Below are 23,212 nucleotides of genomic sequence, written 5' to 3'. Positions count from 1 at the left end.
ACCCATCTTCGGATGGGTTTTTTTATGCCTTCGGGAAGCATCAGTCACTTCGGATGATGGTTTATGTGATTGCCGCCGACCGCCGGGTTTGCCTACTCTGTGGCCAATCGAATCGGAATCGGAGTCCGCATGTCAGGTCCCTTGGCGTCCCTCAAAGTACTGGATTTCTCCACCTTGCTGCCGGGGCCGTTCGCCTCGTTGCTGCTGGCCGACATGGGCGCCGAGGTGTTGCGCATCGAATCCCCCACGCGCATGGACCTGCTGCGAGTACTGCCGCCCCATGACCAGGGCGTGTCGGCCAGCCATGCCTATCTGAACCGCAACAAACGCAGCCTGGCCCTGGACCTCAAACAGGCCGAGGCGGTGGCGATCGTGCGGCAACTGGTGGCGGACTACGACATCGTCCTCGAGCAATTCCGTCCCGGGGTCATGGAGCGCCTGGGCCTGGGTTACGAGGCGTTGAAGGCGATCAACCCAAAGCTGATCTACGTCTCCATCACCGGCTACGGCCAGACCGGCCCCTACAAGGATCGCGCCGGCCATGACATCAATTATCTGGCCCTGGCAGGCATTGCCAGCTACACCGGGCGCCAGGACAGCGGGCCGTTGCCCTTGGGTGTGCAGTTGGCGGATGTGGGGGGCGGCTCGTTGCACGCGGTGATCGGTTTGCTGGCGGCGGTGATTGCCCGGCAGCACAGTGGGGTGGGGCAATACCTGGACGTGAGCATGACCGACTGCGCCTTCAGCCTGAATGCCATGGCCGGCGCCGGTTACCTGGCGTGCGGCGTGGAGCCGGCGTGGGAGAACCAAGTGCTCAATGGCGGCAGTTTCTATGACTATTACCGATCGCGGGAAGGACGCTGGTTGTCGGTGGGCAGTCTGGAGCCGGCGTTTATGCAGCAGTTGTGTACGGCCCTTGGCCGCCCTGAATTGGCGGCAATGGGCCTATCGCCCAAACCCGAGCAGCAGAAAGCCCTCAAGCTGGCGCTGCAGGTCGAGTTCGAGAAACGTAGCTTTGATGAGCTGTGTGAGCTGTTTGCCGGGATTGATGCGTGTGTCGAGCCGGTGCTGAATCTGAGCGAGGCCGTTGAACACCCGCAGTTGAAAGCCCGGGAGCTGGTCAGCCAGGTGCCGCGGGGCGATGGTTCCAGCCAGGCGCAAATCGCCTGCCCGCTGAAGTTCTCCGAGGGCTTGCCGGCGGCCAGGCACATAGGCGCGGCGGTGGGCGCTCACAGCGATGAGGTGTTGGCGGAGTTGGGCTTCAGTGCTCAGCAGATAGACGATTTGCGGCGTGCCAAGGTGATTCAGTAGCGCCTTGGCCGGCCCCTTCGCGAGCAAGCCCGCTCCCACATTCAACCGAGTTCCATCGTTGGAATGCGATCAAATGTGGGAGCGGGCTTGCTCGCGAAAAGGGCCATACAAGCACCACAAACCTCACTCGACGCGGGTTTCCCCGGTAAACACCAAAGTCTGCCGGCACCTGCGGCACAAATACCGCCGCCCCTGGCCCACCAACCCGTGACGCTGGGGCGAAAACGGGAAGTCACTGTCGGCACACGGACAGCGGTAGATATACCGCGTGACGCGCCGCCGCTGGATTTCATAGGTGTGGCAGCGGTCCGGCGGCAGTTCGTAAACCCCACGCATGATCAACTGCCATTCCTCGCCATGGGGCTGGATGCGCTCGCCGAACAATTGGTGGGCAATCAGGTGGGCCACTTCATGGGCGACTGTCTGTTTAAGGAAGTGTTGGCTGTTTTCACGGTACAGCTGCGGGTTGAAGCGCAGCAGGTTCTCGTGCAAATGCGCGACACCGGCCTTCTGGCCCCGCAGCTTGAGGCTGACCTGGGGGCGTTTGAAGCTTCGTTTGAAAAAGGATTCGGCTTGCAGGAAACAATCTTCGACGCGGGTATTGAGTTGCTCGGGCATGCTGTACATATCTCCAGAGACGTCCAGTATGCCGCAAACAAGGGTGTATCCGAATCTGTCAGGCGCCGAATGGTCATGCATAACGCACAAAGCCACCTTGCGGTGGCTTTTCCTGCGGGTAAACCGCGTCAGTTGGTGTAGATCGGGCCTACGCCCAGCCCCCAGACGATCACGGTAAAGGCCATGATCGCCACCAGCACCACCAGGCCTACCGCCAGTACCGAGCTGGAAAACAGGAAGCCCTCGTCCGGGTGGATGTTCATGAAGGTCGGCAGCCCCACGTACAGCAGATACACCGTGTAGCAAATGGCCGCCGTGCCCACCACCATGCCCAGCCACATATGCGGGTACAGCGCCGCCAGCCCGCCGATAAACAGCGGTGTCGCGGTGTAGGTGGCAAACGCCACGCAGCGCGCCATGCTGGGGTTGGCGTCATAGGTGCGGGCCATCCAGTGAATGAACGCGCCCATCACCGCCACGCCGCCGAGCATCGCCGCGTAGGACATGAGGGTCATCCACAACGCGCTTTCCACCGTCAGCATCACCGGGGCGCGGCTGCCGATGACCCAACCCACCTGAGTGGTACCGATAAAGGCTGAGACAGCGGGGATGGCCGCGAGAATCAGCGTGTGGGTGAGGTACATGTGGCCGATGCTTTCTTCTTTATCGCCACGAATTTCCCGCCATTCCTGATCGGGGTGGGTGAAAAGTCCCACGACGTGATGGATCATGCCAGTCACTCCTGTCGTTATTACCATCGCCCCCCAGCGGAGCGCCCACGGGCCAATTGGCCTGAAAGGTCTGGATATATGTGCGACCTTATGTCGCAGTATAGGAAGTGATGACCGGAAAAAGTGTGGGGCTTTAGAGCAAATTGCGCTGTAAACATTGGGCTTAATCGCGGCGGGGTCTGTTGATTGGAATGCGGTCAACTGTGGGAGCGGGCTTGCTCGCGAATGCGGTGGGTCAGCTAAACACCTGGCGAATGACACTTCGCGTTCGCGAGCAAGCCCGCTCCCACATTGGAACTCGGTCGTCCATCCCGGTAAAATACCCGGCTTTTCGTCACACACCTTTCGCGGATCCAAGCGCCATGGGCACTCTTACGGTCAACCAGAACAAACTGCAAAAACGCCTGCGTCGCCTGGCCGGCGAGGCAGTCGCCGATTTCAATATGATCGAAGAGGGCGACAAGGTCATGGTCTGCCTGTCCGGCGGCAAGGACAGCTACACGATGCTCGACGTGCTGATGCACCTGCAAAAGGTCGCGCCGATCAAGTTCGACATCGTTGCCGTGAACATGGACCAGAAGCAGCCGGGTTTTCCCGAGCATGTGCTGCCGGCCTACCTCAAGGAATTGGGGATCGAGTACCACATCGTCGAGAAAGACACCTATTCGGTGGTCAAGGAGCTGGTCCCGGAAGGCAAGACCACCTGCTCGCTGTGCTCGCGCCTGCGCCGTGGCACGCTCTATACGTTTGCCGACGAAATCGGCGCGACCAAGATGGCTCTGGGTCATCACCGCGATGACATCGTCGAAACCTTCTTCCTCAACATGTTCTTCAACGGCAGCCTCAAGGCCATGCCGCCCAAGCTGCGGGCCGATGACGGGCGCAACGTGGTGATCCGCCCACTGGCGTACTGCCATGAGAAGGACATCCAGGCCTACTCCGACCTCAAGCAATTCCCGATCATCCCGTGCAACCTCTGCGGCTCCCAGGAAAACCTGCAGCGCCAGGTGGTCAAGGACATGCTCCAGGATTGGGACCGCAAGACCCCGGGCCGCGTCGACAGCATCTTCCGCAGCTTGCAGAACGTGCAGCCGTCGCAGTTGGCTGACCGTAACCTGTTCGACTTCACCAGCCTGCGTATCGACGAAAGTGCGGCGTCGCGCTTCGTCAACGTAGTGAACCTCTGAGTGTTTTCACCGCTCTGACAGACGGCGCTCCTGGGCGCCGTTTTCATTTCAATCCTTAGGAGAGGGCATGCGCGATTACAAGTGGCTGCACGAATATTGTCTGAACCGGTTTGGTTCGGCGGCCGAGCTGGAAGCCCACCTGCCTGTGCCCCTGACCCCGGCGAAACTGCGCAAGATCAGCGATGACCGCTACCTGTCGACCCTGTCGCTGCGGGTGTTTCGTGCCGGCCTGAAGCACAGCGTGGTGGACGCCAAGTGGCCGGCCTTCGAGCAGGTGTTCTTTGGGTTTGACCCGGAAAAAGTCGTGCTCATGGGCGCCGAGCACCTGGAGCGGCTGATGCAGGATACGCGCATCATCCGTCACCTGGGCAAGCTCAAGAGCGTGCCGCGCAATGCGCAGATGATTCTGGATATCGAGAAGGAAAAAGGCAGCTTTGGCGGGTTTATTGCCGACTGGCCGGTGACCGATATCGTCGGCCTGTGGAAGTACCTGAGCAAGCACGGCCACCAGTTGGGCGGGCTGTCGGCGCCACGCTTTTTGCGGATGGTGGGCAAGGACACGTTCGTGCCGAGCTATGACGTGGTGGCGGCGCTGAATGCGCAGAAGATCGTCGACAAGGTGCCCACCAGCCTGCGGGACCTGGCCACGGTGCAGGGCGCATTCAACCAGTGGCATGCCGAGAGCGGGCGGCCGATGTGCCAGTTGTCGATGATGCTGGCTTACACCGTGAATCATTGATACCGGGTTGATGCCATCGCAGGCAAGCCAGCTCCCACACTTGGAATGCATTCCTCTGTGGGAGCTGGCTTGCCTGCGATAGCGGCAGGTCAGGCACTACAAAAGCATCAGGCAGGCAATCCTTCCCCCGCCAACCGCCGATTCAGCTGATGCCGGTACCGCACATACATCAACGCCGTGCAGAACACCGCCAGGCTCGCCAGCATTTCCAGCACACCAAACCACTGCCGGTTCGGGTCATACGCCGCCAGCGCACCCTTGATGAAGTACAAGTTCACCACAAAGCACATCCATGAATGCCCGCGCGCGCTGCCCAGGATCATCCCCGGCGCCAGCAACAGCAGCGGCACCAATTCGATCAGCAGAATCACCCACGGCCGCGCGCCATGCAGATCGGCGAACACCAGGTAGTAGGCACACAGCAGCCCCACCAATCCCAGGAACGCCAGCAGGCTCAACGCCCGCATCGCCTTGACCCGTGGCTCCAGCCAGGCCTGGGGCGGCAGTACCTTAGGCTTCCTGGCCACGGCCGTTCTCCAGTAGCGCAGCGGTCTTCGCCAGGCGCAGGCCGAGAGCGCGGCACAGGGCGATCTCGTGTTGATCCAGCGCACGCTTGCCGTCGGCCCCGGAATGGTGGCTGGCGCCATAAGGCGTACCGCCGCCCTTGGTGTCGAGCAGCGCCTGTTCACTGTAGGGCAGTCCGGTGATCAGCATGCCGTGGTGCAGCAGCGGCAGCAGCATCGACATCAGCGTGGTCTCCTGGCCGCCGTGCAGGCTGGCGGTGGAGGTGAACACACCTGCCGGCTTGCCGACCAGGGCGCCGGTCAGCCACAGGTTGCTGGTGCCGTCGAGAAAGTACTTGAGCGGCGCGGCCATGTTGCCGAAACGGGTCGGGCTGCCCAGCGCCAGGCCTGCGCAGTTCTTCAGGTCGTCGAGGCTGCAGTACAGCGGGCCGTCGACCGGAATGTCCGGCGCCACGGCCTCGCATTCACTGGAGATGGCCGGCACGGTGCGCAGCCGCGCCTCAAGCCCGGCTTGCTCGATGCCCCGGGCAATCTGCCGGGCCATTTCGCTGACTGAACCGTTGCGGCTGTAATACAACACCAGCACATACGGCGCACTCACGAAACCAGCTCCAGGATGTTCTCCGGTGGGCGGCCGATCACGGCCTTGTCGGCGGTGGCGAGGATCGGGCGCTCCATCAGTTTCGGATGAGCGGCGATGGCAGCGATCAACTGTGCTTCGCTGAGGCTGGTGTCACCCAGGTTGAGGGTTTTATATTCGTCCTCGCCGGTACGCAGCAGTTGCCGCGCGCTGATGTTCAGCTTGCCCAGCAGGGCCTGCAATTGCGCGGCGTCGAGCGGGGTTTCCAGGTAGCGCACCACCGTCGGTGTGAGGCCACGGGCTTCCAGCAGTTCGAGCGCACCGCGGGATTTCGAGCAGCGCGGGTTGTGATAAAGCGTCAGATCGGTCATGTGCGGGTCGCATCTTGCGTAAGGTGGCGGGTATTCTACCCGCGCTGCGCCGCGTCCTTAAACCATGAGAGGCGATAGGCCGCAGCCAACGTTCATTTTTACGAAGGATTACCCCATGACGAGGCGACTGTTAGGCGCATTGGCAATCATCGGCACACTGCTGCTCAGCGGCTGTGGCAATGATTATGGCGTTGACCAATATGGTCAGAAAGTGGCCGCCGAGCGCCTGGACAAGCAATGGCTGGTGGTTAACTACTGGGCCGAATGGTGTGGCCCGTGCCGTACCGAAATCCCGGAACTCAACGCCTTGGCCGAACAGCTCAAGGGCCAGTCGGTGGGGGTGTTCGGGGTGAATTTCGACAACGTCCAGGGTGAAGAGCTCAAGAGCGCCAGCGAGAAGCTGGGCATCAAGTTCACCGTACTGGCGCAGAACCCGGACGGGATCTTCGACATTCCCCGCAGTGAAGCCCTGCCGGTGACCTACATCATTGATGACAAGGGCAAGGTGCGCGAGCAACTGATGGGTGAGCAGACGGCGGAAGGGGTGTTGGCCAAGCTCAGGGCGTTGCGCGGATAAAAAATGTGGGAGCGGGCTTGCTCGCGAATGCGGTGTGACAGTCACCGGATACATCGACTGATCCACCGCTTTCGCGAGCAAGCCCGCTCCCACATTTAGATTTGTTGCGCCTTCAGATCAGCCTTCTTCCAGCCACAACCGCAACGGCTTGCCATCCGCCGGCCAGAAGCGGGTCTGTTCGATCGGCGAAATGTCCCAGCGCTGCACGCCCTGCAGGGCCTGGAAGAAGCGGTGCTCCTGCTCCATCAGCGCTTCGGCGCAGAGTTTGCGGGTGCTGCCGACCTTGCCGAAGCTCAGCTTGTCGCCGTCCAGGGTGTAGGGCGCAAACCAATGGTTGCAGCCACCGTTGCCATAGGCCCGGCCATCGGCGCCGAGGGTCACGGTCAGGTGGGCGTAATCCATCAGCGGCCGCTCACCGATCCATTCCACCACGTAGCTGTGATCCTGCTTGAGCTTGACCTCGTCGCTGGCGCAGCCCGCCAGGCCTGCGCCGAGCACGGCCAGCATCAGCAGGGCTTTCATTGCGCGGCCTGCTGGCATTTCGGGCAGCGGTGCTTGTCACCCAGGGTGGCCCAGCCCAACTCGGTAACCCGTGCAGTGGCGGCCGGTTGCAGCGGCTCCTTGGTCAGCTTGGTTTCCACCGCGAATTCAAACTCCAGCACGTTGTCGCAGCTGTCGCAGTTGACCTTCCAGGTGTGAATCTCCAGTTCGCCGAATTTCGGCCCCTGGGCCATGGCGACCCACTGGCCCGCCGGGCGGATGGAGTAGCGCGCATCGCCTTCGACGGTCAGGCGCATCGACAGGGTTTTGCTGCCGCGCAGGGTGACGATCAGAACGTCGCCGTTCTTGATCGAGCCACCGTTGCCGGTGACTTGATAACGGCCCGGCACCAGGGCCCGGCATTCGATCAGGGTGTGTTGCGGGCTCAGCAAGCTGAAGCGGAAATCGTGTTCGGCCATGGATCCTCCAAATAGGCGCGGCATCCTATCATGCGCCGCTACCCATCATGGCGCGGCTATGTGACCGCTGATCATCCTTCGACGAGGTTTTGCGCCTGTCCGCCGGCCCACGCCGCGATGTTGGCCAGGGTGGTGCCGGCAATCGCCCCCAGCGCCTCGCGGGTCAGGAAGGCCTGGTGCGCGGTGATGATCACATTGGGGAAGGTCAGCAGGCGCGCCAATACGTCGTCTTGCAGGGGCAGGTCCGAGCGGTCTTCGAAAAACAGCTGGGCCTCTTCTTCATACACATCCAGCCCCAGATAGCCTAGCTGGCCGTCCTTGAGCGCGTCGATCAGCGCCGGGGTGTCCACCAGGCCGCCGCGCCCGGTGTTAATGAGCATCGCGCCGGGCTGCATATGGGCGAGGCTTTGGGCGTTGATCAGGTGTTTGCTGTCCGCCGTCAGCGGGCAATGCAGGCTGATGACCTGTGACTCGCCCAGCAACTGCGGCAGGCTCACATACCGGGCGCCAAGGGCCTCGACCTGCGGATTGGGGTAGGGATCGTACGCCAGCAGCTGGCAGCCGAAGCCGGCCATGATCTTGGCGAATGTGGCGCCGATCTGCCCGGTGCCGACCACGCCGACGGTCTTGCCCACCAGGTCGAACCCGGTCAGGCCGTGCAGGCTGAAGTCACCGTCGCGGGTGCGGTTGTAGGCACGGTGCAGGCGGCGATTGAGGGCCAGGATCAACGCGACCGCATGTTCGGCCACCGCATGGGGCGAGTAGGCCGGCACCCGCACGATGGTCAGGCCCAGGCGCTTGGCGGCGGGCAGGTCGACATGGTTGTAACCGGCGGAACGCAGGGCGATCAGGCGGGTGCCGCCGCTGGCCAACTGCTCCAGCACCGGGGCGCTGAGGTCATCGTTGATAAAGGCGCAGACCACTTCGTGGTGTTCGGCCAGGGCCACGGTGTCGAGGTTCAGCCGGGCCGGCTGGAATTGCAGCTGCATGCCTTCGGGCAGCGGTTGGGCGAGAAAGCTGTCGCGGTCGTAGGTCTGGCTGCTGAAGAGGATGATGCGCATCAAATATTCCTTCTTGATGATGGAAAGCTGATTTTGTGGCGAGGGGGCTTGTCTGTGGTGAGGAAGCTTACTGTGGCGAGGAGCTTGCTGTGGCGAGGGAGCTTGCTCCCGCTGGGCTGCGCAGCGGCCCCAAAATCCTGGGAGCGCTTCGCACTCCAGCGGGAGCAAGCTCCCTCGCCACAGCAAGCCTCCCTCGCCACATTGCCCCGAAAGTTTACGCGCTGACTCGCGCCTCGCTGGCCAGCCGGGCAATCGCCATGTCCAGTTCATCCAGGGCCGGCATGGCCTTGGCGTCGTCCTGCTTGAGCAGGGTCTCGGCCCGTTGGCAGGCCGCACGCAGTTGCGGCACGCCGCAATACCGGGTGGCGCCGTGCAGGCGGTGCACCCGTTCGATCAGGGCGTTGCGGTCATTGGCGTCACGGGCGACGCGAATCGCTTCACGGTCCGCTTCCAGCGAGGCCAGCAGCATCGCGAGCATGTCTGCCGCCAGATCCGCCTTGCCGGCCGCCAGGCGCAAACCTTCTTCATGGTCCAGCACCGGCAATTGCGTGGCATGCCCGAAACTTTCGGTGCCACGGTCCGGGCCCTGGTTGCGCAGGGCCAGCCCGGTCCATTTCAACACCACCTGGGCCAGTTGCCGTTCGCTGATGGGTTTGGTCAGGTAATCATCCATGCCGCTTTGCAGCAGGGCGCGTTTTTCGTTGGCCATCGCATGGGCCGTCAGCGCGACGATGGGCAGCGGTGTGCCATGGCGTTCGCTTTCCCACGTGCGGATTGCCTCGGTGCTCTGGCGACCGTCCATCCCCGGCATCTGCACGTCCATCAGCACCAGGTCGAAGGCTTCCTGCTTCACTGCCTCGATGGCCGAGTAACCGCTTTCCACCGCCTGGACCTTGGCGCCCATGTCTTCCAGCAGGGTTTGCACCAGCAGCAGGTTGGCCGGGTTGTCGTCGACACACAGCACCCGCGGCGCGCGGCTGGACAGGGGCTCGCCGGGTTCGCTGCGCAGCGGGCGCGGGCTGATCAGGTCGGCCAGGGCGCGACGCAGTTTGCGGGTGCACGCGGGCTTGGCCTGCAACTGGCTGTTGGGGTTGGGCACCGAGGGGTTGAACAGCAGCTGTTCGGTGGTCGGGCACAACACCAGTACCTTGCAGCCCAGGTGTTCGAGGTCCCACAGGTGCTGGTTCAAACGCTCCGGCGGAATGTCGTTGGCGGTGATGCCCAGCACGGCCAGGTCAATCGCCTGTTCGGTCTGGTGGGCGCTGGTGATGCCGTTGGTCAGGCTTTCCAGGCTGTTGAACGGGGTGACTTCCAGGCCGCAGTCTTCCAGCTGATGTTGCAGGGCCTGGCGCGCCAGCTCGTGGTTTTCCAGCACCGCCACGCGCCGGCCCAGCAGCGGCGCGGAGGGCAGGTCTTCGATATCGTCACGGGTTTTCGGCAGGTTCAGGCTGATCCAGAATTCCGAGCCTTCTCCCGGCGTGCTGTCGACGCCGATCTCACCGCCCATCTGTTCGATCAGGCGCTTGGAAATCACCAGGCCAAGGCCGGTCCCGCCGGGTTGGCGTGACAGCGAATTGTCCGCCTGGCTGAACGCCTGGAACAGCGCCCGCACATCCTGGTTCGACAGGCCGATGCCGGTGTCCTGCACGCTGATGCGCAGTTGTACGCTGTCTTCCTGTTCGTCTTCAATCATGGCGCGGGCAACGATGGTGCCTTCGCGGGTGAACTTGATCGCGTTGCTCACAAGGTTCGTGAGGATCTGCTTGAGCCGTAGCGGGTCACCCACCAAGGCGAGCGGCGTGTCGCGGTAGACCAGGCTCACCAGCTCCAGCTGTTTGGCGTGGGCGGCCGGGGCGAGGATGGTCAGGGTGTCTTGCAGCAAGTCCCGCAGGTTGAACGGGATGCTGTCGAGCACCAGCTTGCCGGCCTCGATTTTCGAGAAGTCGAGGATTTCGTTGATGATGCCCAGCAGGTTGTCGGCGGATTTTTCGATGGTGCCCAGGTAATCCAGTTGGCGCGGTGACAGTTCGCTTTTCTGCAACAAATGGGTGAAACCAAGGATGCCGTTCAACGGCGTGCGGATTTCATGGCTCATGTTGGCCAGAAACTCCGACTTGATGCGGCTGGCTTCCAGGGCTTCCTTGCGGGCCAGGTCCAACTCGATGTTCTGGATCTCGATGGTTTCGAGGTTTTGCCGCACGTCTTCGGTGGCCTGGTCGATGCTGTGTTGCAATTCTTCCTGGGCGTTTTGCAGGGTCTCGGCCATGCGGTTGATGCCCGAGGCCAGGTGATCCAGCTCCTGGCTGCCCAGGGGTGGCAAGCGGGTTTCGAGATTGCCGTCCTTGAGTTGCGCGACGGCCTGTTTGATCAGGCCGATCGGTGAGTTGATCGTACGGCTGATGCGCAAGGCGAGGGCCGCCGTGCAGATCAGGCCGATGGCGATCAGCAGCAGGCTCGCGAACAGGCTGCGGTAGCCACGCAGCAACATGCCGTTGTGGGACAGTTCCAGCTCGACCCAGCCGAGCAGGCGGTCGGATTCATCCGGGATCAGTTCACCGGCGAGGTTGCGATGGCGGCCGAACACCGGCAGCAGATAACGGGTGGCGTCATTGCCGGTGCGCTGCAACAGGTGCGAACTGTTGCCGATGGGCGGCTGGTTGAGCATGGTCGGCCCGGCGTGGGCCAGGGGCGTGCGGTCGGGCCCGAGGAACGATACGGCGCGCACATCGGTTTGTTCCAGGGACTGGGTGGCGATGCGTTCCAGCAGGTCGGTGTTCCTGGTGCCGAGGGCCGGGGCCACCAGCGGCGCCAGTTGCTCGGCGATCATCTCGCCGCGTTGCAGCAACTGCGACTGCAACTCCGAAAGCTGCATCCAGGTGAAGTACCCGCCCAGCAGCAACGCCATCAGGCTGGTAGGCAATAAGGTCAGCAACAGTACGCGGCCTTTTATCCCCATTCTTTTAAGCACGCCACTCTCCTGCTACCACACTGTTGTCGAATTCCACGCAGGCATCCGGCCCGCGCCACCTGCGCAGTGTAGCCATTTGCGCGGCGGGGAATCTTGCAAAATTAATGACCTGAGGCAAACCTTGGGCCGCCGGACGCCCGGCGGCGGTTGCTCATGGGGGGGCAATCTTGAATAATCAGTCATTGAGAATGACTTGCAGACGCTAATGAATCCCGCAGCACTTGGCTTACCCAGTATCCTGGCGATTGAAGACGATCCTGTGCTTGGCGCCTATGTCCATGAGCAATTGGGCCTCTGTGGCTTCCAGGTGACCTGGTGCCAGAATGGCCAGCAGGGCCTGCAAATGGCCCGCGATCAGCGCTTCGACGTGGTGTTGATGGACATCCTGCTGCCGGGCATGGACGGTTTGTCGGTGCTCACGCATTTGCGCCAGAGCCATTCGATGCCGGTGATCCTGATGTCGGCCCTGGGGGCCGAAGCCGATCGCATCAGCGGTTTTCGCCTGGGGGCCGACGATTACCTGCCCAAGCCGTTCAGCATGGCCGAGTTGCGGGTGCGCATCGAAGCGATCCTGCGCCGGGTCGCCCTGGACCGGCGGCCGTTGCCGGCCCTGGCGGCGGTGCGCGGCGATGCCCGCAGCCTGCGTTTCGATGACGAGCTGTGTGATGTGTTTCACCGGGAGCAGTGGGCCGGCCTGACCCGCAGCGAATATCGCCTGTTGGAAACCCTGCACCGCAACGCCGAAGAAGTCCTCAGCAAAGCCTTCCTCTACCAGCATGTGTTCCAGCGCGGCTATGCGCCCCATGACCGCAGCCTGGACATGCACATCAGCCAGATTCGTCGCAAGCTCAAGGCTGTCGGCTACAGCGAGCGGGAAGTGCGCACGGTGTGGGGCAAGGGCTATGTGTTGAGCGGTCACGATGACGGGCTTTAAAGCCGCGTTCAAACGGCTGCCGGGCAAGCATTCGTTATTCTGGAAACTGGCCTGCCTGCTGATCGCATTCTGCTTGCTGATGATCTGGCTCAGTTGGTCATGGGGCCGGTATATGGAAGAGCAGAATGCCTTTCTGTCCAGCGAGGCCCGCGCCACCCTGAGCGGTTATGCCGCTGGCGCGGAACTGGCCTGGAACAAGGGCGGCAACGCCGGTGTGGACGAATGGTTGCACACCCTGGGCCAGCGCGAGCGCACCTGGGTGGGGGTTATCGGCAACGACCTGCAATCCCTGAGCAGCTACCCACTGACGGACAAGGAGAGCCAGCGCCTGACCTTCCTGCGCGGCCTGGACTGGCCCGTCAGCCGGCATGCCAAGGGCCTGCCGTGGTTGAAAATCCCGTTCCCGCTCGACCCGGGTGCGGGCTCCCTGGTGATCGAGTTGCCGCGGCGTTTCATGCCCGGGCAAAACCAGCTGTTCTGGCGGATCGTCACCAATGGCGTGATTCCCGGCCTGTTCACCCTGCTGCTGTGCATTGGCCTCTACCGGCTGTTGATCATGCCTCTCAACCACCTGCGAGAGCAGGCCAACGCCTGGCGTGCCGATCAACTGGGCACCCGGCTTTCCCGCGACACCACCAGCCGCCAGGATGAACTGGGGGAATTGGGCCGCGCGTTTGACCAGATGTCTGAACGCCTGCAAGGCACCGTGGCCCTGCAACAGCAACTGCTGCGGGATTTGTCCCATGAGTTGCGCACACCGTTGAGCCGCCTGCGTGTGGCCAGTGACAGCGAGCAGGACCTGACCCAGCTGCGCGAGCGCCTGGGGAGGGAAATCGACGGCATGCAGCGCCTGGTGGACGACACCCTGCAACTGGCCTGGCTCGACACCGAACGCGCGCCGTTGCCCAAGGAAGACATCCAGGTGCAGGCGCTGTGGGACATGCTCCGGGAAAACGCCTGTTTTGAAAGTGGCTGGCCGGCTTCACGCTTGCAGTGCGAGCTGGGGGCCGACTGCTGGGTGCGCGGTCATCTGAACCTGCTGGCCCAGGCATTGGAGAACATCCTGCGCAATGCCATCCGGCACTCTGCGCAAGACGGAACGGTGCAATTGGGCGGGCAGCGTGAGGGGGATCACTGGCACTTGTGGCTGGAAGACCAGGGCGGCGGGATCGATGAGGTGGAGTTGGAGCGAATCTTTGCGCCATTCACCCGGCTGGACGGCTCAAGGCCCGGCGACGGCGGCTTTGGCCTGGGCTTGAGCATTGCGCGCAACGCTGTGCAGCGTCAGGACGGCAGCCTGTGGGCGGAAAATACCGGCCAGGGTTTACGTGTGCACATGCGCTTGCTGGCGCGCTAACGGTTACAACCTGCGCTGTTTGCGTTTTTTCCACTGCCGGGCCACCCACCAGCGCCAATAGCCCATGGTCAGGCAATAACCCAGCACCGCCATCACCAGCCCCAGTACTACCGAGCCCAGCAGGAACGGTTGCCACAGCGTCGACAACTGCCCGCTGATCCATTCCCAGGTCAGCTCGTCGGGCATGCTGCGGGGTGGCACATTCATCAGCCAGGCCCCGGTCATGTAGGTGCAGAAAAACACCGGCGGCATGGTAATCGGGTTGGTCAGCCAGACCAGGCTCACGGCAATCGGCATGTTGCCACGCACGCTGATGGCGAGGACCGCTGCCAGCAGCATCTGCAAGGGAATGGGGATGAATGCCGCGAACAGGCCAACGGCCATGGCCCGCGCGACCGAGTGCCGATTGAGGTGCCAGAGATTCGGGTCATGCAGCAACTTGCCGAGAAAGCGTAAGGACTTGTGTTCCCGAATGCTGGTCGGATCGGGCATGTACCGTTTGAATAAGCGCCGTGGCATAAGGGGTCCAGGTCAGTTCGAGGGGCAAGTATGCCCGCATTCCACGAACGTGAAATTCAGACTTTGTGACAAATAATAATAGGCCACACCGCTAGCCCGGCTAAGACTCAATGGGTCGCTTTCAAGGAAAGATCCATGAGAACAGGGATGTTCGCACTCGCGCTGGGGCTGCTCGCCTTGCGTTTTTTACCCGCGTTGCCGTCCGGCGGCTGGCTGTTGCTGATGCCGGTGCTGGCCCTGATGCTGTTGCCTTTTCGTACCTATCCGCTGGGGTTTTTCCTGCTTGGCCTGGGCTGGGCATGCCTCAGCGCCCAGTGGGCGCTGGATGACCGGTTGGCCCCGCATCTGGATGGCCAGACCCGCTGGGTGGAGGGGCGTGTCAGCGGGTTACCGCAGCAGATGGGCGACGGTGTGCGCTTCGAACTGACCGACAGCCGGTCACGCAAGGACCTGCTTCCCAAGCGCATTCGCGTGTCCTGGCGCGGCGGCCCACCGGTTAAGAGCGGTGAGCGCTGGCGACTGGCGGTGACTCTCAAGCGTCCTTCCGGATTGCTCAATGCCGATGGCTTTGACTATGAAGCCTGGCTGCTGGCCCAGCGGATTGGCGCCACCGGCTCGGTCAAGGACGGCCAACTGCTGGCACCGGCACGACATGCCTGGCGCGACGGGATTCGCCAGCGGCTGCTGGCAGTGGATGCCCAGGGGCGAGAGGCGGGCCTGGCGGCGCTGGTGCTCGGCGATGGTTCCGGGTTGGCCGCCGAGGATTGGCGGGTCCTGCAAGCCACTGGCACCGTGCATTTACTGGTGATATCCGGGCAGCACATCGGCCTGCTGGCGGGGTTGATCTATGGCCTGGTCGCCGGTCTTGCGCGCTACGGGGGTTGGCCGAAACCTTTGCCGTGGCTGCCCTGGGCCTGCGGCCTGGCGTTTGCTGCAGCGCTGGGCTACGGCCTGCTGGCAGGTTTCGAGGTGCCGGTGCAACGGGCCTGTGTGATGGTGGGCCTGGTATTGCTGTGGCGTCTGCGGTTTCGTCACCTGGGAATCTGGTGGCCGCTGTTGCTGGCGCTGGACGCGGTGCTGATCCTCGAACCGTTGGCCAGCCTGCAGCCGGGGTTCTGGCTGTCTTTTGCGGCTGTTGCGGTGCTGATTTTGGCGTTCAGTGGCCGATTGGGCCCCTGGCCCTTGTGGCAAGCCTGGACCCGCGCCCAATGGATGATTGCCATCGGCCTGTTTCCGCTGCTGCTGGTGCTTGGCCTGCCCATCAGCCTGAGCGGGCCGCTGGCCAACCTGGTTGCGGTGCCGTGGATCAGCCTGGTGGTGCTGCCCCTGGCCTTGCTGGGTACGGTGTTATTGCCGCTGCCTTATATAGGAGAGGGGTTGTTATGGCTGGCGGGCGGCACGCTGGACGGGCTGTTCAAGGCACTGGCGCTGCTGGCGCAGTACTTGCCGGCCTGGATACCGGCGCAAGTGCCCATTAACTATTGGCTGGTGAGCCTGCTGGGGGCGGTGCTGTTATTGCTGCCCAAGGGCGTCCCGTTTCGGCTGCTGGGTTGGCCGATGTTGCTGCTGGCGGTGTTTCCGCCGCGGGAGTCGATACCTCATGGGCTGGTCGAGGTGGTGCAACTGGATGTCGGCCAGGGGTTGGCGATCATCCTGCGTACCCGCAACCATGTACTGCTGTATGACGCCGGGCCGCGCTCCGGTGAGTTCGATCTTGGCGCGCGTGTCGTATTGCCTGCGTTGCGCAAGCTGGGGGTCGCAGAGCTGGACGTGATGCTGCTCAGTCATGCCGATGCCGATCATGCCGGCGGCGCGTTGGCCGTCGTCCATGGGTTGCCGGTCAAGCGTGTGGTGGGCGGTGAGACGGCACGGCTGCCGGCCTCGCTCGGTACCCAGGCGTGTGTCAGCGGCGAGCAGTGGGAGTGGGACGGCGTGAGGTTCGAGCTATGGCAATGGCCTGATGCGACGGACGGTAACCAGATGTCCTGCGTGTTGCGGGTGCAGGCCAATGGCGAGCGCTTGTTGCTGACCGGGGATATTGACCATGACGCCGAGCGGGCATTGCTGGCCACTCCCATGGGCGCTCCTGTCGATTGGCTGCAAGCGCCGCACCACGGCAGCCGCAGCTCGTCGTCATGGGCCTTTCTACAGCGCCTGGCACCCAAGGCCGTGTTGATTTCCCGGGGGCGCAGCAATGGATTTGGCCACCCGCATCCACAGGTGCTGGAGCGTTACCAGGCCATGGGCAGCGCGATTTATGACAGTGCCGAGCAAGGCGCACTCCGCCTGCAACTGGGCACCTTCCAGCCGCCGCTGGCCGCGCGCAGCCAGCGGCGTTTCTGGCGCGAGCGCCCACCGCAAAACAGCGTTACCAAAGAGCGGCCCCTGCGACAGGATGCTCTGGGGCAGGCCAGCCCTTCCACCGGACCCTTATGGTAAAGTGGCGCACTTTTTCGAGGGGACATTCACTGTGTGGGAATTGGTCAAATCCGGCGGCTGGATGATGTTGCCGATCATTTTGAGTTCCATCGCCGCACTCGGCATCATCGCCGAACGCCTATGGACCCTGCGTGCCAGCCGTGTAGCGCCTGACCACCTGCTGGGCCAGGTCTGGGGCTGGATCAAGAACAAGCAGCTCGACAAGACAAAGCTCAAGGAACTGCGCGCCAACTCGCCCCTGGGTGAAATCCTCGCCGCCGGCCTCGCCAACTCCAAGCACGGTCGCGAGATCATGAAGGAGTGCATCGAAGAGGCCGCCGCCCGGGTCATCCATGAGCTGGAGCGCTACATCAATGCCCTGGGCACCATCGCCGCCATGGCACCGTTGCTCGGCCTGCTCGGTACGGTGCTGGGCATGATCGATATTTTCAGCTCATTCATGGGGTCGGGCATGACCACCAACGCCGCAGTGCTGGCCGGTGGTATTTCCAAGGCCTTGATCACCACGGCGGCGGGCCTGATGGTCGGTATTCCTTCGGTGTTCTTCCACCGTTTCCTGCAACGGCGCATCGACGAACTGGTGGTGGGCATGGAGCAGGAAGCCATCAAGCTGGTGGAAGTGGTACAGGGCGACCGTGACGTGGACCTGGTTGAGGGCAACGCGTGAAATTTCGTCGCAAGCAACGGGAAAACGTCGATATCAACCTGGCGTCGTTGATCGACGTGGTGTTTATCCTGCTGCTGTTTTTTGTCGTCACCACCACCTTTACCCGGGAAACCCAGCTGCGCGTCGACCTGCCGGAAGCCGTCAGCGGTTCGCCGGCGGAAGACCAGCAGGCCAAGCAACTGGACATCGCCATCAGCGCCGATGGCGTGTTCTCGGTGAATAACCAGTTGCTGGAGAAAAACGACCTGGCCAGCCTGATGGAAGCGCTGCAAAAAGAGTCTGGTGGGGACACTAACTTGCCACTGTCCATCAGCGCCGATGGCAACACCAAGCACCAGGCCGTGATCACGGCGATGGACGCTGCCGGCAAGCTCGGCTTCAGCCATTTGCGCATGACCACCGTCGAGGCGGCGAGCCAACCCTGATGGCCATGACTGATCGTTTGCTCAAGGCTTGGTACGAAGGCCATCCTGCACTTGCGTTGTTGCAGCCGCTGGAATCCCTCTATCGCCGGGTGGTGCAGCGCAAGCGCGCACGGTTCCTGGCGGGCGAGGGCGAGATCTATCAGTCGCCGGTGCCGGTCGTGGTGGTAGGCAATATCACGGTGGGTGGCACCGGCAAGACGCCCATGATTCTCTGGCTGATCGACCATTGCCAGCGCAGTGGTTTGCGCGTCGGTGTGGTCAGCCGCGGTTATGGCGCCAAGCCGCCACAGTTTCCATGGCGCGTAGAGGCCGATCAAACCGCAGCGGTGGCGGGGGACGAACCCTTGCTGATCGTGCAGCGCAGCGGCGTGCCGCTGATGATCGACCCCGACCGCAGCCGCGCCGTGAAGGCGCTGTTGGCCAGCGAAACCCTCGACCTGATCCTTTCCGACGACGGCCTGCAACATTACCGCCTGGCCCGTGACCTGGAACTGGTGTTGATTGACGCCGCCCGCGGGCTGGGTAACCGTCGCTGCCTGCCGGCGGGGCCGTTGCGTGAGCCGGTCGAGCGTTTGCAGAGCGTCGATGCGCTGCTTTACAACGGCGCAGGTTCTGACCGTGACGACGGCTTTGCCTTCCGTCTGTTGCCTGCCGCGCTGGTCAACCTGCATACCGGCGAGCGTAAACCCGTCGAACACTTCCCGGTGGGGCAGCAGGTACATGCGGTGGCCGGCATCGGCAACCCGCAACGTTTCTTCAATACCCTTGAAACGCTACACTGGCGCCCAATACCCCATGCTTTTGCCGACCACGCGCCGTACAGCGCCGAGGTCTTGAATTTCACACCGGCACTGCCGTTGGTCATGACTGAAAAGGACGCGGTGAAGTGCCGCGCCTTTGCCAGGCCCGACTGGTGGTACCTTGCGGTGGACGCGGCACCGTCACCGGCGTTTATCGCCTGGTTCGACACGCAGTTGATGCGCTTGCTGCCCGCTCGCCTTTTGCCTTAAAACGCTGCTCTCCAGGACATACTCATGGACACCAAACTGCTCGATATCCTCGCTTGCCCGATCTGCAAGGGTCCGCTCAAGCTCAGCGCCGACAAAACCGAGCTGATCAGCAAGGGCGCCGGCCTGGCGTACCCGATTCGTGATGGCATTCCGGTAATGCTCGAAAGCGAAGCCCGCACCCTGACCACCGACGAGCGCCTGGATAAATGACCACCGCCTTCACCGTTGTCATCCCGTCCCGCTACGCCTCCACCCGCCTGCCCGGCAAGCCGCTGCAACTGATCGGCAACAAGCCGATGATCCAGCTGGTGTGGGAACAGGCCTGCAAAAGCAGCGCCGAAAGGGTAGTGGTGGCCACCGACGATCCGCGCATCATCGAGGCCTGCAAAGGCTTTGGTGCCGAAGCGGTGCTGACCCGTGAAGACCACAACTCCGGTACCGACCGCCTGGCCGAAGTGGCCACCAAGCTGGGCCTGGCGGCGGACGCCATCGTGGTCAACGTGCAAGGTGACGAGCCGTTGATTCCGCCCAGCGTGATCGATCAGGTGGCGGCCAACCTGGCAGCCCATGGCGAAGCGCGCATGGCGACCCTGGCCGAGCCGATTGAAGACATCGAGACCCTGTTCAACCCCAACGTGGTGAAAGTGGTCAGCGACATCAATGGCCTGGCGCTGACCTTCAGCCGCTCCACCTTGCCGTGGGCGCGGGATGCGTTCGCCAAACAGCCTGACGTGCTGCCGGCTGGCGTGCCGTACCGTCGCCACATCGGCATCTACGCCTACCGCGCCGGTTTCCTGCACGACTTCGTGAGCTGGGGCCCGTGCTGGCTGGAAAATACCGAATCCCTGGAACAACTGCGTGCCCTGTGGCACGGCGTGCGCATTCATGTGGGCGATGCCCTGGAAGCGCCGCCGGCGGGCGTCGACACCCCTGAAGACCTCGAGCGCGTCCGTCGCCTGCTGGGGGCCTGATGCAGGTTCTGTTCGTCTGCCTGGGCAACATCTGCCGTTCGCCCACGGCCGAAGGCGTTCTGCGCCACAAATTGCGCGAAGCCGGCCTGGCCGATCAGGTTGAGGTGGCGTCTGCCGGTACCGGTGATTGGCACGTCGGCAACCCACCGGACAAGCGCAGCCAGCGTGCAGCGCTGCAACGCGGCTACGACCTGTCGGCCCAGCGTGCACAACAGGTGTCGCGTGCCGACTTTTCCCGCTACGACCTGATCCTCGCCATGGACCAGAGCAACCTGCGCAACCTCAAGGCCATGCAGCCGGCTCAAGGCAAGGCGGACCTGGACCTGTTCCTGCGCCGCTACGACTCGGTGGTGGATGAAGTGCCGGACCCGTACTACGAAGGTGACCAGGGCTTTGAAACTGTCCTCGACCTGATCGAGCGCGCCTGTGACCTGTTGGTGATTGAATTGAAGGGCCGGTTATGACTTTGCAGGTACGGGCACAGGTTTCGCTCAAGCCGTTCAACAGCTTTGGTATCGACGTGCGTGCCCGGCTGTTTGCCGAGGCCCACAATGACGCCGACGTGCGTGAGGCCCTGGCCTGTGCCGCCAAGCAACAACTGCCGTTGCTGGTGATTGGCGGCGGCAGCAACTTGCTGTTGACCCAGGATATTGACGCACTGGTGCTGCGCATGGCCAGCCAGGGCATCCGGGTGTTGCACGACGATGGCGTGCAGGTCGTGGTTGAGGCCGAAGCGGGCGAAGCGTGGCATCCGTTTGTGCTGTGGACCCTGGCCCAGGGCTTTTCCGGCCTGGAAAACCTCAGCCTGATTCCCGGCACGGTCGGCGCCGCACCGATGCAGAACATCGGCGCCTACGGTGTAGAGATCAAGGATGTATTCAGCGGCCTGACCGCCCTTGATCGCCAGACCGGCGAACTGCGGGATTTCAGCCTGGCCGAGTGCAACTTTGCCTACCGCGACAGCCTGTTCAAGCACGAAGTGGGGCGCTGGCTGATCCTGCGGGTGCGTTTTGCCCTGAGCCGTGCCGTGCATCTGAAACTTGAATACGGGCCGGTGCGACAGCGCCTGACCGAGCAAGGCATCGCGCAGGCCACGCCCAGCGATGTCAGCCGCGCGATTTGCAGCATTCGTAGCGAGAAACTGCCCGACCCGGCGGTGCTCGGCAATGCGGGGAGTTTCTTCAAGAACCCGCTGGTGTCCCAGGCACTGGCTGCCGAGTTGCAGCGTCAATACCCGGACCTGGTGGCTTACCCCCAGGCCGACGGGCAGATGAAACTGGCCGCCGGCTGGCTGATCGACAAGGCCGGCTGGAAAGGCTTTCGCGATGGCGATGCCGGCGTGCATCGCTTGCAGGCACTGGTATTGGTGAACTACGGCGCGGCCAGCGGCCAGGACATTGCCGGGCTCGCGCTGCGTATCCAGCAGGACATCGAAAAGCGCTTCAAGGTGGTGCTGGAAATGGAGCCGAATCGCTATTGAACTAAGCTTGTTTTTTGACGCACCAAGCCCTGCATTGCAGGGCTTTTTTATTGCCGGTGAGTTAACTTAGCTGACTACCGATATTTTTGATCAACCCATAGATGCTGTTTATCAAAATCAGTTGCAAGGTTGGCGGGAGGCGAAAGCCTGATGGACAGTGTTGATCTGAATGTATTACGCAGCGTGCTGGAATGGCGCCTCGCCGGGCAGCGAGTGGTGCTGTACAGCGTGGTCCAGACCTGGGGCAGCGCCCCGCGTCCGCCGGGGGCGATGCTGGCCTTGCGCGGCGACGGGGTGGTGATTGGCTCGGTGTCCGGCGGCTGCATCGAGGACGACTTGATCGCCCGGTTGCAGGACGGTCGGCTGCCTGACGACGGGCCGCCGGTGCAGCTTGTCACCTACGGTGTCACCCGGGACGAAGCGGCGCGTTTTGGCCTGCCGTGTGGCGGCACCCTGCGTCTCACCGAAGAGCGGGTGAGTGATCCGGGTTGGGTAGCTGAACTGCTGGCGCGCTGTGAGGCCCACGAGATTGTCGCCCGTGAGTTGGACCTGGCCACCGGCGAGGTGGTGTTGAGCGGTGCGAGCAAGACCGATGTGGTCAGCTTCAACGGCGAGCGTTTGCGCGCGATCTACGGTCCGCGCTGGCGCCTGCTGCTGATCGGCGCGGGCCAGCTGTCACGTTATGTGGCGGAAATGGCTCGGTTGCTGGATTTCGAAGTGCTGATCTGCGACCCGCGCCAGGAGTTTGTTTATGGCTGGGAGGAGCAGCACGGGCGCTTTGTGCCGGGTATGCCGGATGAAGCGGTGTTGAATATCCAGACCGATGAACGCACCGCCATTGTCGCGCTCACCCATGACCCGCGCCTGGATGACATGGCGTTGCTGACGGCCCTCAATTCCCGGGCGTTCTACATAGGCGCGCTGGGTTCGCGGGTCAACAGCCAGAAGCGCCGGGAAAACCTCGCGGCACTGGGGCTCAGTGCGGACGCCATTGCGCGGCTGCATGGGCCGATTGGCCTGCATATCGGCAGCCATACGCCGGCGGAAATCGCCTTGTCGTTGATGGCGGAAATTGTCGCCATCAAGAACGGGATCGATCTGCTGCAGAAAAAGCCGTTGCAGGCAGCGGTCAGTTGACGGGCATCGCCGTAATCATCCTGGCGGCGGGGCAGGGCAGTCGTTTTCGGGCCGAGGCGGGTGCCGATCAGGACAAGTTGCTGGCGCCCTGCGTGGGCCGGGATGGCATCACGCGGCCGGTGATCGAGCAGGTATTGGTGAATTTGCCGCCTGTGGCTACGAGACGTTGGCTGGTGACGTCATCGGATCGCACCGAAGTGATTCGGTTGGCTAAGGTGCACGGTTGCGAAGTATTGCTTTTGCGCTCGCCGGGCATGGGTGACAGCATCGCAGCAGCGGTGGCGGCCAGTGGGCCGTCGGCTGGTTGGCTGGTGGTGTTGGGGGATATGCCGTTTATCCTGCCGGCAAGTATCGAGCAAGTGATGGCAGGCCTGGAGGAAGACGGTATCAGCGCCCCGGTGCATGCAGGTCAGTACGGGCACCCCGTGGGGTTTGGCCGTTCATTCGGCCCGGCCTTGATCGCGCTGACCGGAGACCGCGGGGCAAAACCGTTATTTGCCAAGGCTTCGGTGCAGGAAGTCGTAGTCGATGATCCCGGTGTGTTGTGGGACGTCGATGTGCCAGGGTTGTTGGACTACCGCTAACTGATGTAGCGGGCATAAAAAAGCCCCGCCTGATCACTCAGGCGGGGCTTTTTAGTGGCCGAT

The 23,212-nt window shown here is 62.8% G+C and carries 26 protein-coding genes; 16 read left to right on the top strand and 10 right to left on the bottom strand.

Annotation, left to right across the window (positions count from 1 at the left end):
• The first annotated feature begins 129 nt into the window (after positions 1-129).
• Positions 130-1,311: a CaiB/BaiF CoA-transferase family protein gene (locus tag HX821_RS01240; protein WP_177035151.1), complete on the top strand. Its 1,182-nt coding sequence runs from the start codon at positions 130-132 to the stop codon at positions 1,309-1,311.
• 123 nt (positions 1,312-1,434) lie between these two features.
• On the opposite strand, the gene HX821_RS01235 is transcribed toward HX821_RS01240, so the two are convergent.
• Positions 1,435-1,929 carry a SprT family zinc-dependent metalloprotease gene (locus HX821_RS01235; protein ID WP_004371405.1) on the bottom strand — a complete coding sequence of 165 codons (495 nt, stop codon included), beginning with the start codon at positions 1,927-1,929 and terminating at the stop codon, positions 1,435-1,437.
• A gap of 128 nt (positions 1,930-2,057) precedes the next feature.
• On the bottom strand, positions 2,058-2,660 hold the full coding sequence (locus tag HX821_RS01230; protein WP_004371402.1) for a Yip1 family protein: 603 nt from the start codon (positions 2,658-2,660) through the stop codon (positions 2,058-2,060).
• Between the two features lie 362 nt (positions 2,661-3,022).
• Between HX821_RS01230 and ttcA the strand changes: the two genes are divergently transcribed.
• Together ttcA and HX821_RS01220 are read left to right on the top strand one after the other, a co-directional pair.
• Positions 3,023-3,847, top strand: a complete 825-nt coding sequence (gene ttcA, locus HX821_RS01225) for a tRNA 2-thiocytidine(32) synthetase TtcA (protein ID WP_008435321.1) — start codon at positions 3,023-3,025, stop codon at positions 3,845-3,847.
• 67 nt (positions 3,848-3,914) lie between these two features.
• The gene (locus HX821_RS01220; protein ID WP_004371396.1) at positions 3,915-4,586 is read left to right on the top strand and encodes a DNA-3-methyladenine glycosylase I; all 672 of its coding nucleotides are present in this window, start codon (positions 3,915-3,917) and stop codon (positions 4,584-4,586) included.
• Between the two features lie 107 nt (positions 4,587-4,693).
• On the opposite strand, the gene HX821_RS01215 is transcribed toward HX821_RS01220, so the two are convergent.
• Genes HX821_RS01215 through arsC form a run of 3 tightly spaced genes read right to left on the bottom strand, consistent with a single transcriptional unit; the run spans position 4,694 to position 6,061 of the window.
• The gene (locus HX821_RS01215; RefSeq protein WP_004371393.1) at positions 4,694-5,113 is read right to left on the bottom strand and encodes a DUF2069 domain-containing protein; all 420 of its coding nucleotides are present in this window, start codon (positions 5,111-5,113) and stop codon (positions 4,694-4,696) included.
• Positions 5,097-5,711: an NAD(P)H:quinone oxidoreductase gene (gene wrbA, locus HX821_RS01210; RefSeq protein WP_004371390.1), complete on the bottom strand. Its 615-nt coding sequence runs from the start codon at positions 5,709-5,711 to the stop codon at positions 5,097-5,099. The genes HX821_RS01215 and wrbA overlap by 17 nt, the downstream gene beginning before the upstream one ends.
• Entirely contained in the window at positions 5,708-6,061 is a 354-nt protein-coding gene (gene arsC, locus HX821_RS01205; RefSeq protein WP_008435325.1) for an arsenate reductase (glutaredoxin), read from the bottom strand. Before arsC ends, wrbA begins: the two co-directional genes overlap by 4 nt.
• 115 nt (positions 6,062-6,176) lie before the next feature.
• On the opposite strand from arsC, the gene HX821_RS01200 reads away from it, so the two are divergent.
• Positions 6,177-6,638, top strand: coding sequence for a TlpA disulfide reductase family protein (locus HX821_RS01200; RefSeq protein ID WP_008435326.1), 462 nt, complete (start codon positions 6,177-6,179; stop codon positions 6,636-6,638).
• A 117-nt stretch (positions 6,639-6,755) separates the two neighbouring features.
• On the opposite strand, the gene HX821_RS01195 is transcribed toward HX821_RS01200, so the two are convergent.
• From HX821_RS01195 to HX821_RS01180, 4 genes are all read right to left on the bottom strand, one after another.
• Positions 6,756-7,160, bottom strand: coding sequence for an META domain-containing protein (locus tag HX821_RS01195; protein ID WP_004371380.1), 405 nt, complete (start codon positions 7,158-7,160; stop codon positions 6,756-6,758).
• Entirely contained in the window at positions 7,157-7,597 is a 441-nt protein-coding gene (locus HX821_RS01190; RefSeq protein ID WP_004371378.1) for a hypothetical protein, read from the bottom strand. The genes HX821_RS01195 and HX821_RS01190 overlap by 4 nt, the downstream gene beginning before the upstream one ends.
• A 71-nt stretch (positions 7,598-7,668) precedes the next feature.
• Positions 7,669-8,658, bottom strand: coding sequence for a 2-hydroxyacid dehydrogenase (locus HX821_RS01185; RefSeq protein WP_008434996.1), 990 nt, complete (start codon positions 8,656-8,658; stop codon positions 7,669-7,671).
• 214 nt (positions 8,659-8,872) lie between these two features.
• A complete protein-coding gene (locus HX821_RS01180; protein WP_008434994.1) occupies positions 8,873-11,626 on the bottom strand; it encodes a response regulator in 2,754 nt (917 codons plus the stop codon).
• Between the two features lie 205 nt (positions 11,627-11,831).
• On the opposite strand from HX821_RS01180, the gene HX821_RS01175 reads away from it, so the two are divergent.
• Both HX821_RS01175 and HX821_RS01170 read left to right on the top strand, forming a co-directional pair.
• Positions 11,832-12,560, top strand: coding sequence for a response regulator transcription factor (locus HX821_RS01175; protein ID WP_004371371.1), 729 nt, complete (start codon positions 11,832-11,834; stop codon positions 12,558-12,560).
• A complete protein-coding gene (locus HX821_RS01170; protein WP_008434990.1) occupies positions 12,547-13,917 on the top strand; it encodes a sensor histidine kinase in 1,371 nt (456 codons plus the stop codon). The genes HX821_RS01175 and HX821_RS01170 overlap by 14 nt, the downstream gene beginning before the upstream one ends.
• Positions 13,918-13,920: 3 nt before the next feature.
• Here the strand turns inward: HX821_RS01170 and HX821_RS01165 are convergent, their stop codons facing one another.
• Positions 13,921-14,436: a DUF2062 domain-containing protein gene (locus HX821_RS01165; protein ID WP_004371367.1), complete on the bottom strand. Its 516-nt coding sequence runs from the start codon at positions 14,434-14,436 to the stop codon at positions 13,921-13,923.
• Between the two features lie 147 nt (positions 14,437-14,583).
• Between HX821_RS01165 and HX821_RS01160 the strand changes: the two genes are divergently transcribed.
• From HX821_RS01160 to HX821_RS01115, 10 genes are all read left to right on the top strand, one after another.
• Entirely contained in the window at positions 14,584-16,875 is a 2,292-nt protein-coding gene (locus HX821_RS01160) for a DNA internalization-related competence protein ComEC/Rec2 (RefSeq protein ID WP_177035222.1), read from the top strand.
• Positions 16,876-16,906: 31 nt separating this feature from the next.
• The gene (locus HX821_RS01155; RefSeq protein WP_177035150.1) at positions 16,907-17,542 is read left to right on the top strand and encodes a MotA/TolQ/ExbB proton channel family protein; all 636 of its coding nucleotides are present in this window, start codon (positions 16,907-16,909) and stop codon (positions 17,540-17,542) included.
• Positions 17,539-17,967 (top strand): biopolymer transporter ExbD, encoded by a 429-nt coding sequence (locus tag HX821_RS01150; protein ID WP_004371361.1) that lies wholly within the window; start codon positions 17,539-17,541, stop codon positions 17,965-17,967. The genes HX821_RS01155 and HX821_RS01150 overlap by 4 nt, the downstream gene beginning before the upstream one ends.
• Complete coding sequence (gene lpxK / locus HX821_RS01145; RefSeq protein ID WP_177008421.1) at positions 17,967-18,977, top strand: tetraacyldisaccharide 4'-kinase; 1,011 nt, start codon at positions 17,967-17,969, stop codon at positions 18,975-18,977. Before HX821_RS01150 ends, lpxK begins: the two co-directional genes overlap by 1 nt.
• 24 nt (positions 18,978-19,001) lie before the next feature.
• Entirely contained in the window at positions 19,002-19,187 is a 186-nt protein-coding gene (locus HX821_RS01140) for a Trm112 family protein (RefSeq protein WP_003174668.1), read from the top strand.
• Positions 19,184-19,948, top strand: coding sequence for a 3-deoxy-manno-octulosonate cytidylyltransferase (gene kdsB / locus HX821_RS01135; protein WP_008434982.1), 765 nt, complete (start codon positions 19,184-19,186; stop codon positions 19,946-19,948). Before HX821_RS01140 ends, kdsB begins: the two co-directional genes overlap by 4 nt.
• Entirely contained in the window at positions 19,948-20,412 is a 465-nt protein-coding gene (locus HX821_RS01130) for a low molecular weight protein-tyrosine-phosphatase (RefSeq protein WP_004371338.1), read from the top strand. The genes kdsB and HX821_RS01130 overlap by 1 nt, the downstream gene beginning before the upstream one ends.
• Positions 20,409-21,428: a UDP-N-acetylmuramate dehydrogenase gene (murB, locus tag HX821_RS01125; protein ID WP_177035149.1), complete on the top strand. Its 1,020-nt coding sequence runs from the start codon at positions 20,409-20,411 to the stop codon at positions 21,426-21,428. Before HX821_RS01130 ends, murB begins: the two co-directional genes overlap by 4 nt.
• A gap of 150 nt (positions 21,429-21,578) precedes the next feature.
• Positions 21,579-22,565 carry an XdhC family protein gene (locus HX821_RS01120; protein WP_008434978.1) on the top strand — a complete coding sequence of 329 codons (987 nt, stop codon included), beginning with the start codon at positions 21,579-21,581 and terminating at the stop codon, positions 22,563-22,565.
• Positions 22,562-23,149, top strand: a complete 588-nt coding sequence (locus HX821_RS01115) for a nucleotidyltransferase family protein (RefSeq protein ID WP_087692778.1) — start codon at positions 22,562-22,564, stop codon at positions 23,147-23,149. Before HX821_RS01120 ends, HX821_RS01115 begins: the two co-directional genes overlap by 4 nt.
• The last annotated feature ends 63 nt before the right edge of the window (positions 23,150-23,212 follow it).

Origin of the sequence: Pseudomonas sp. B6001 (genome assembly GCF_013386015.1) — a bacterium.
Lineage (GTDB): Bacteria > Pseudomonadota > Gammaproteobacteria > Pseudomonadales > Pseudomonadaceae > Aquipseudomonas.
Note: the sequence above shows the minus strand (reverse complement) of the source record. Positions and strands in the feature narration are given on the sequence as shown.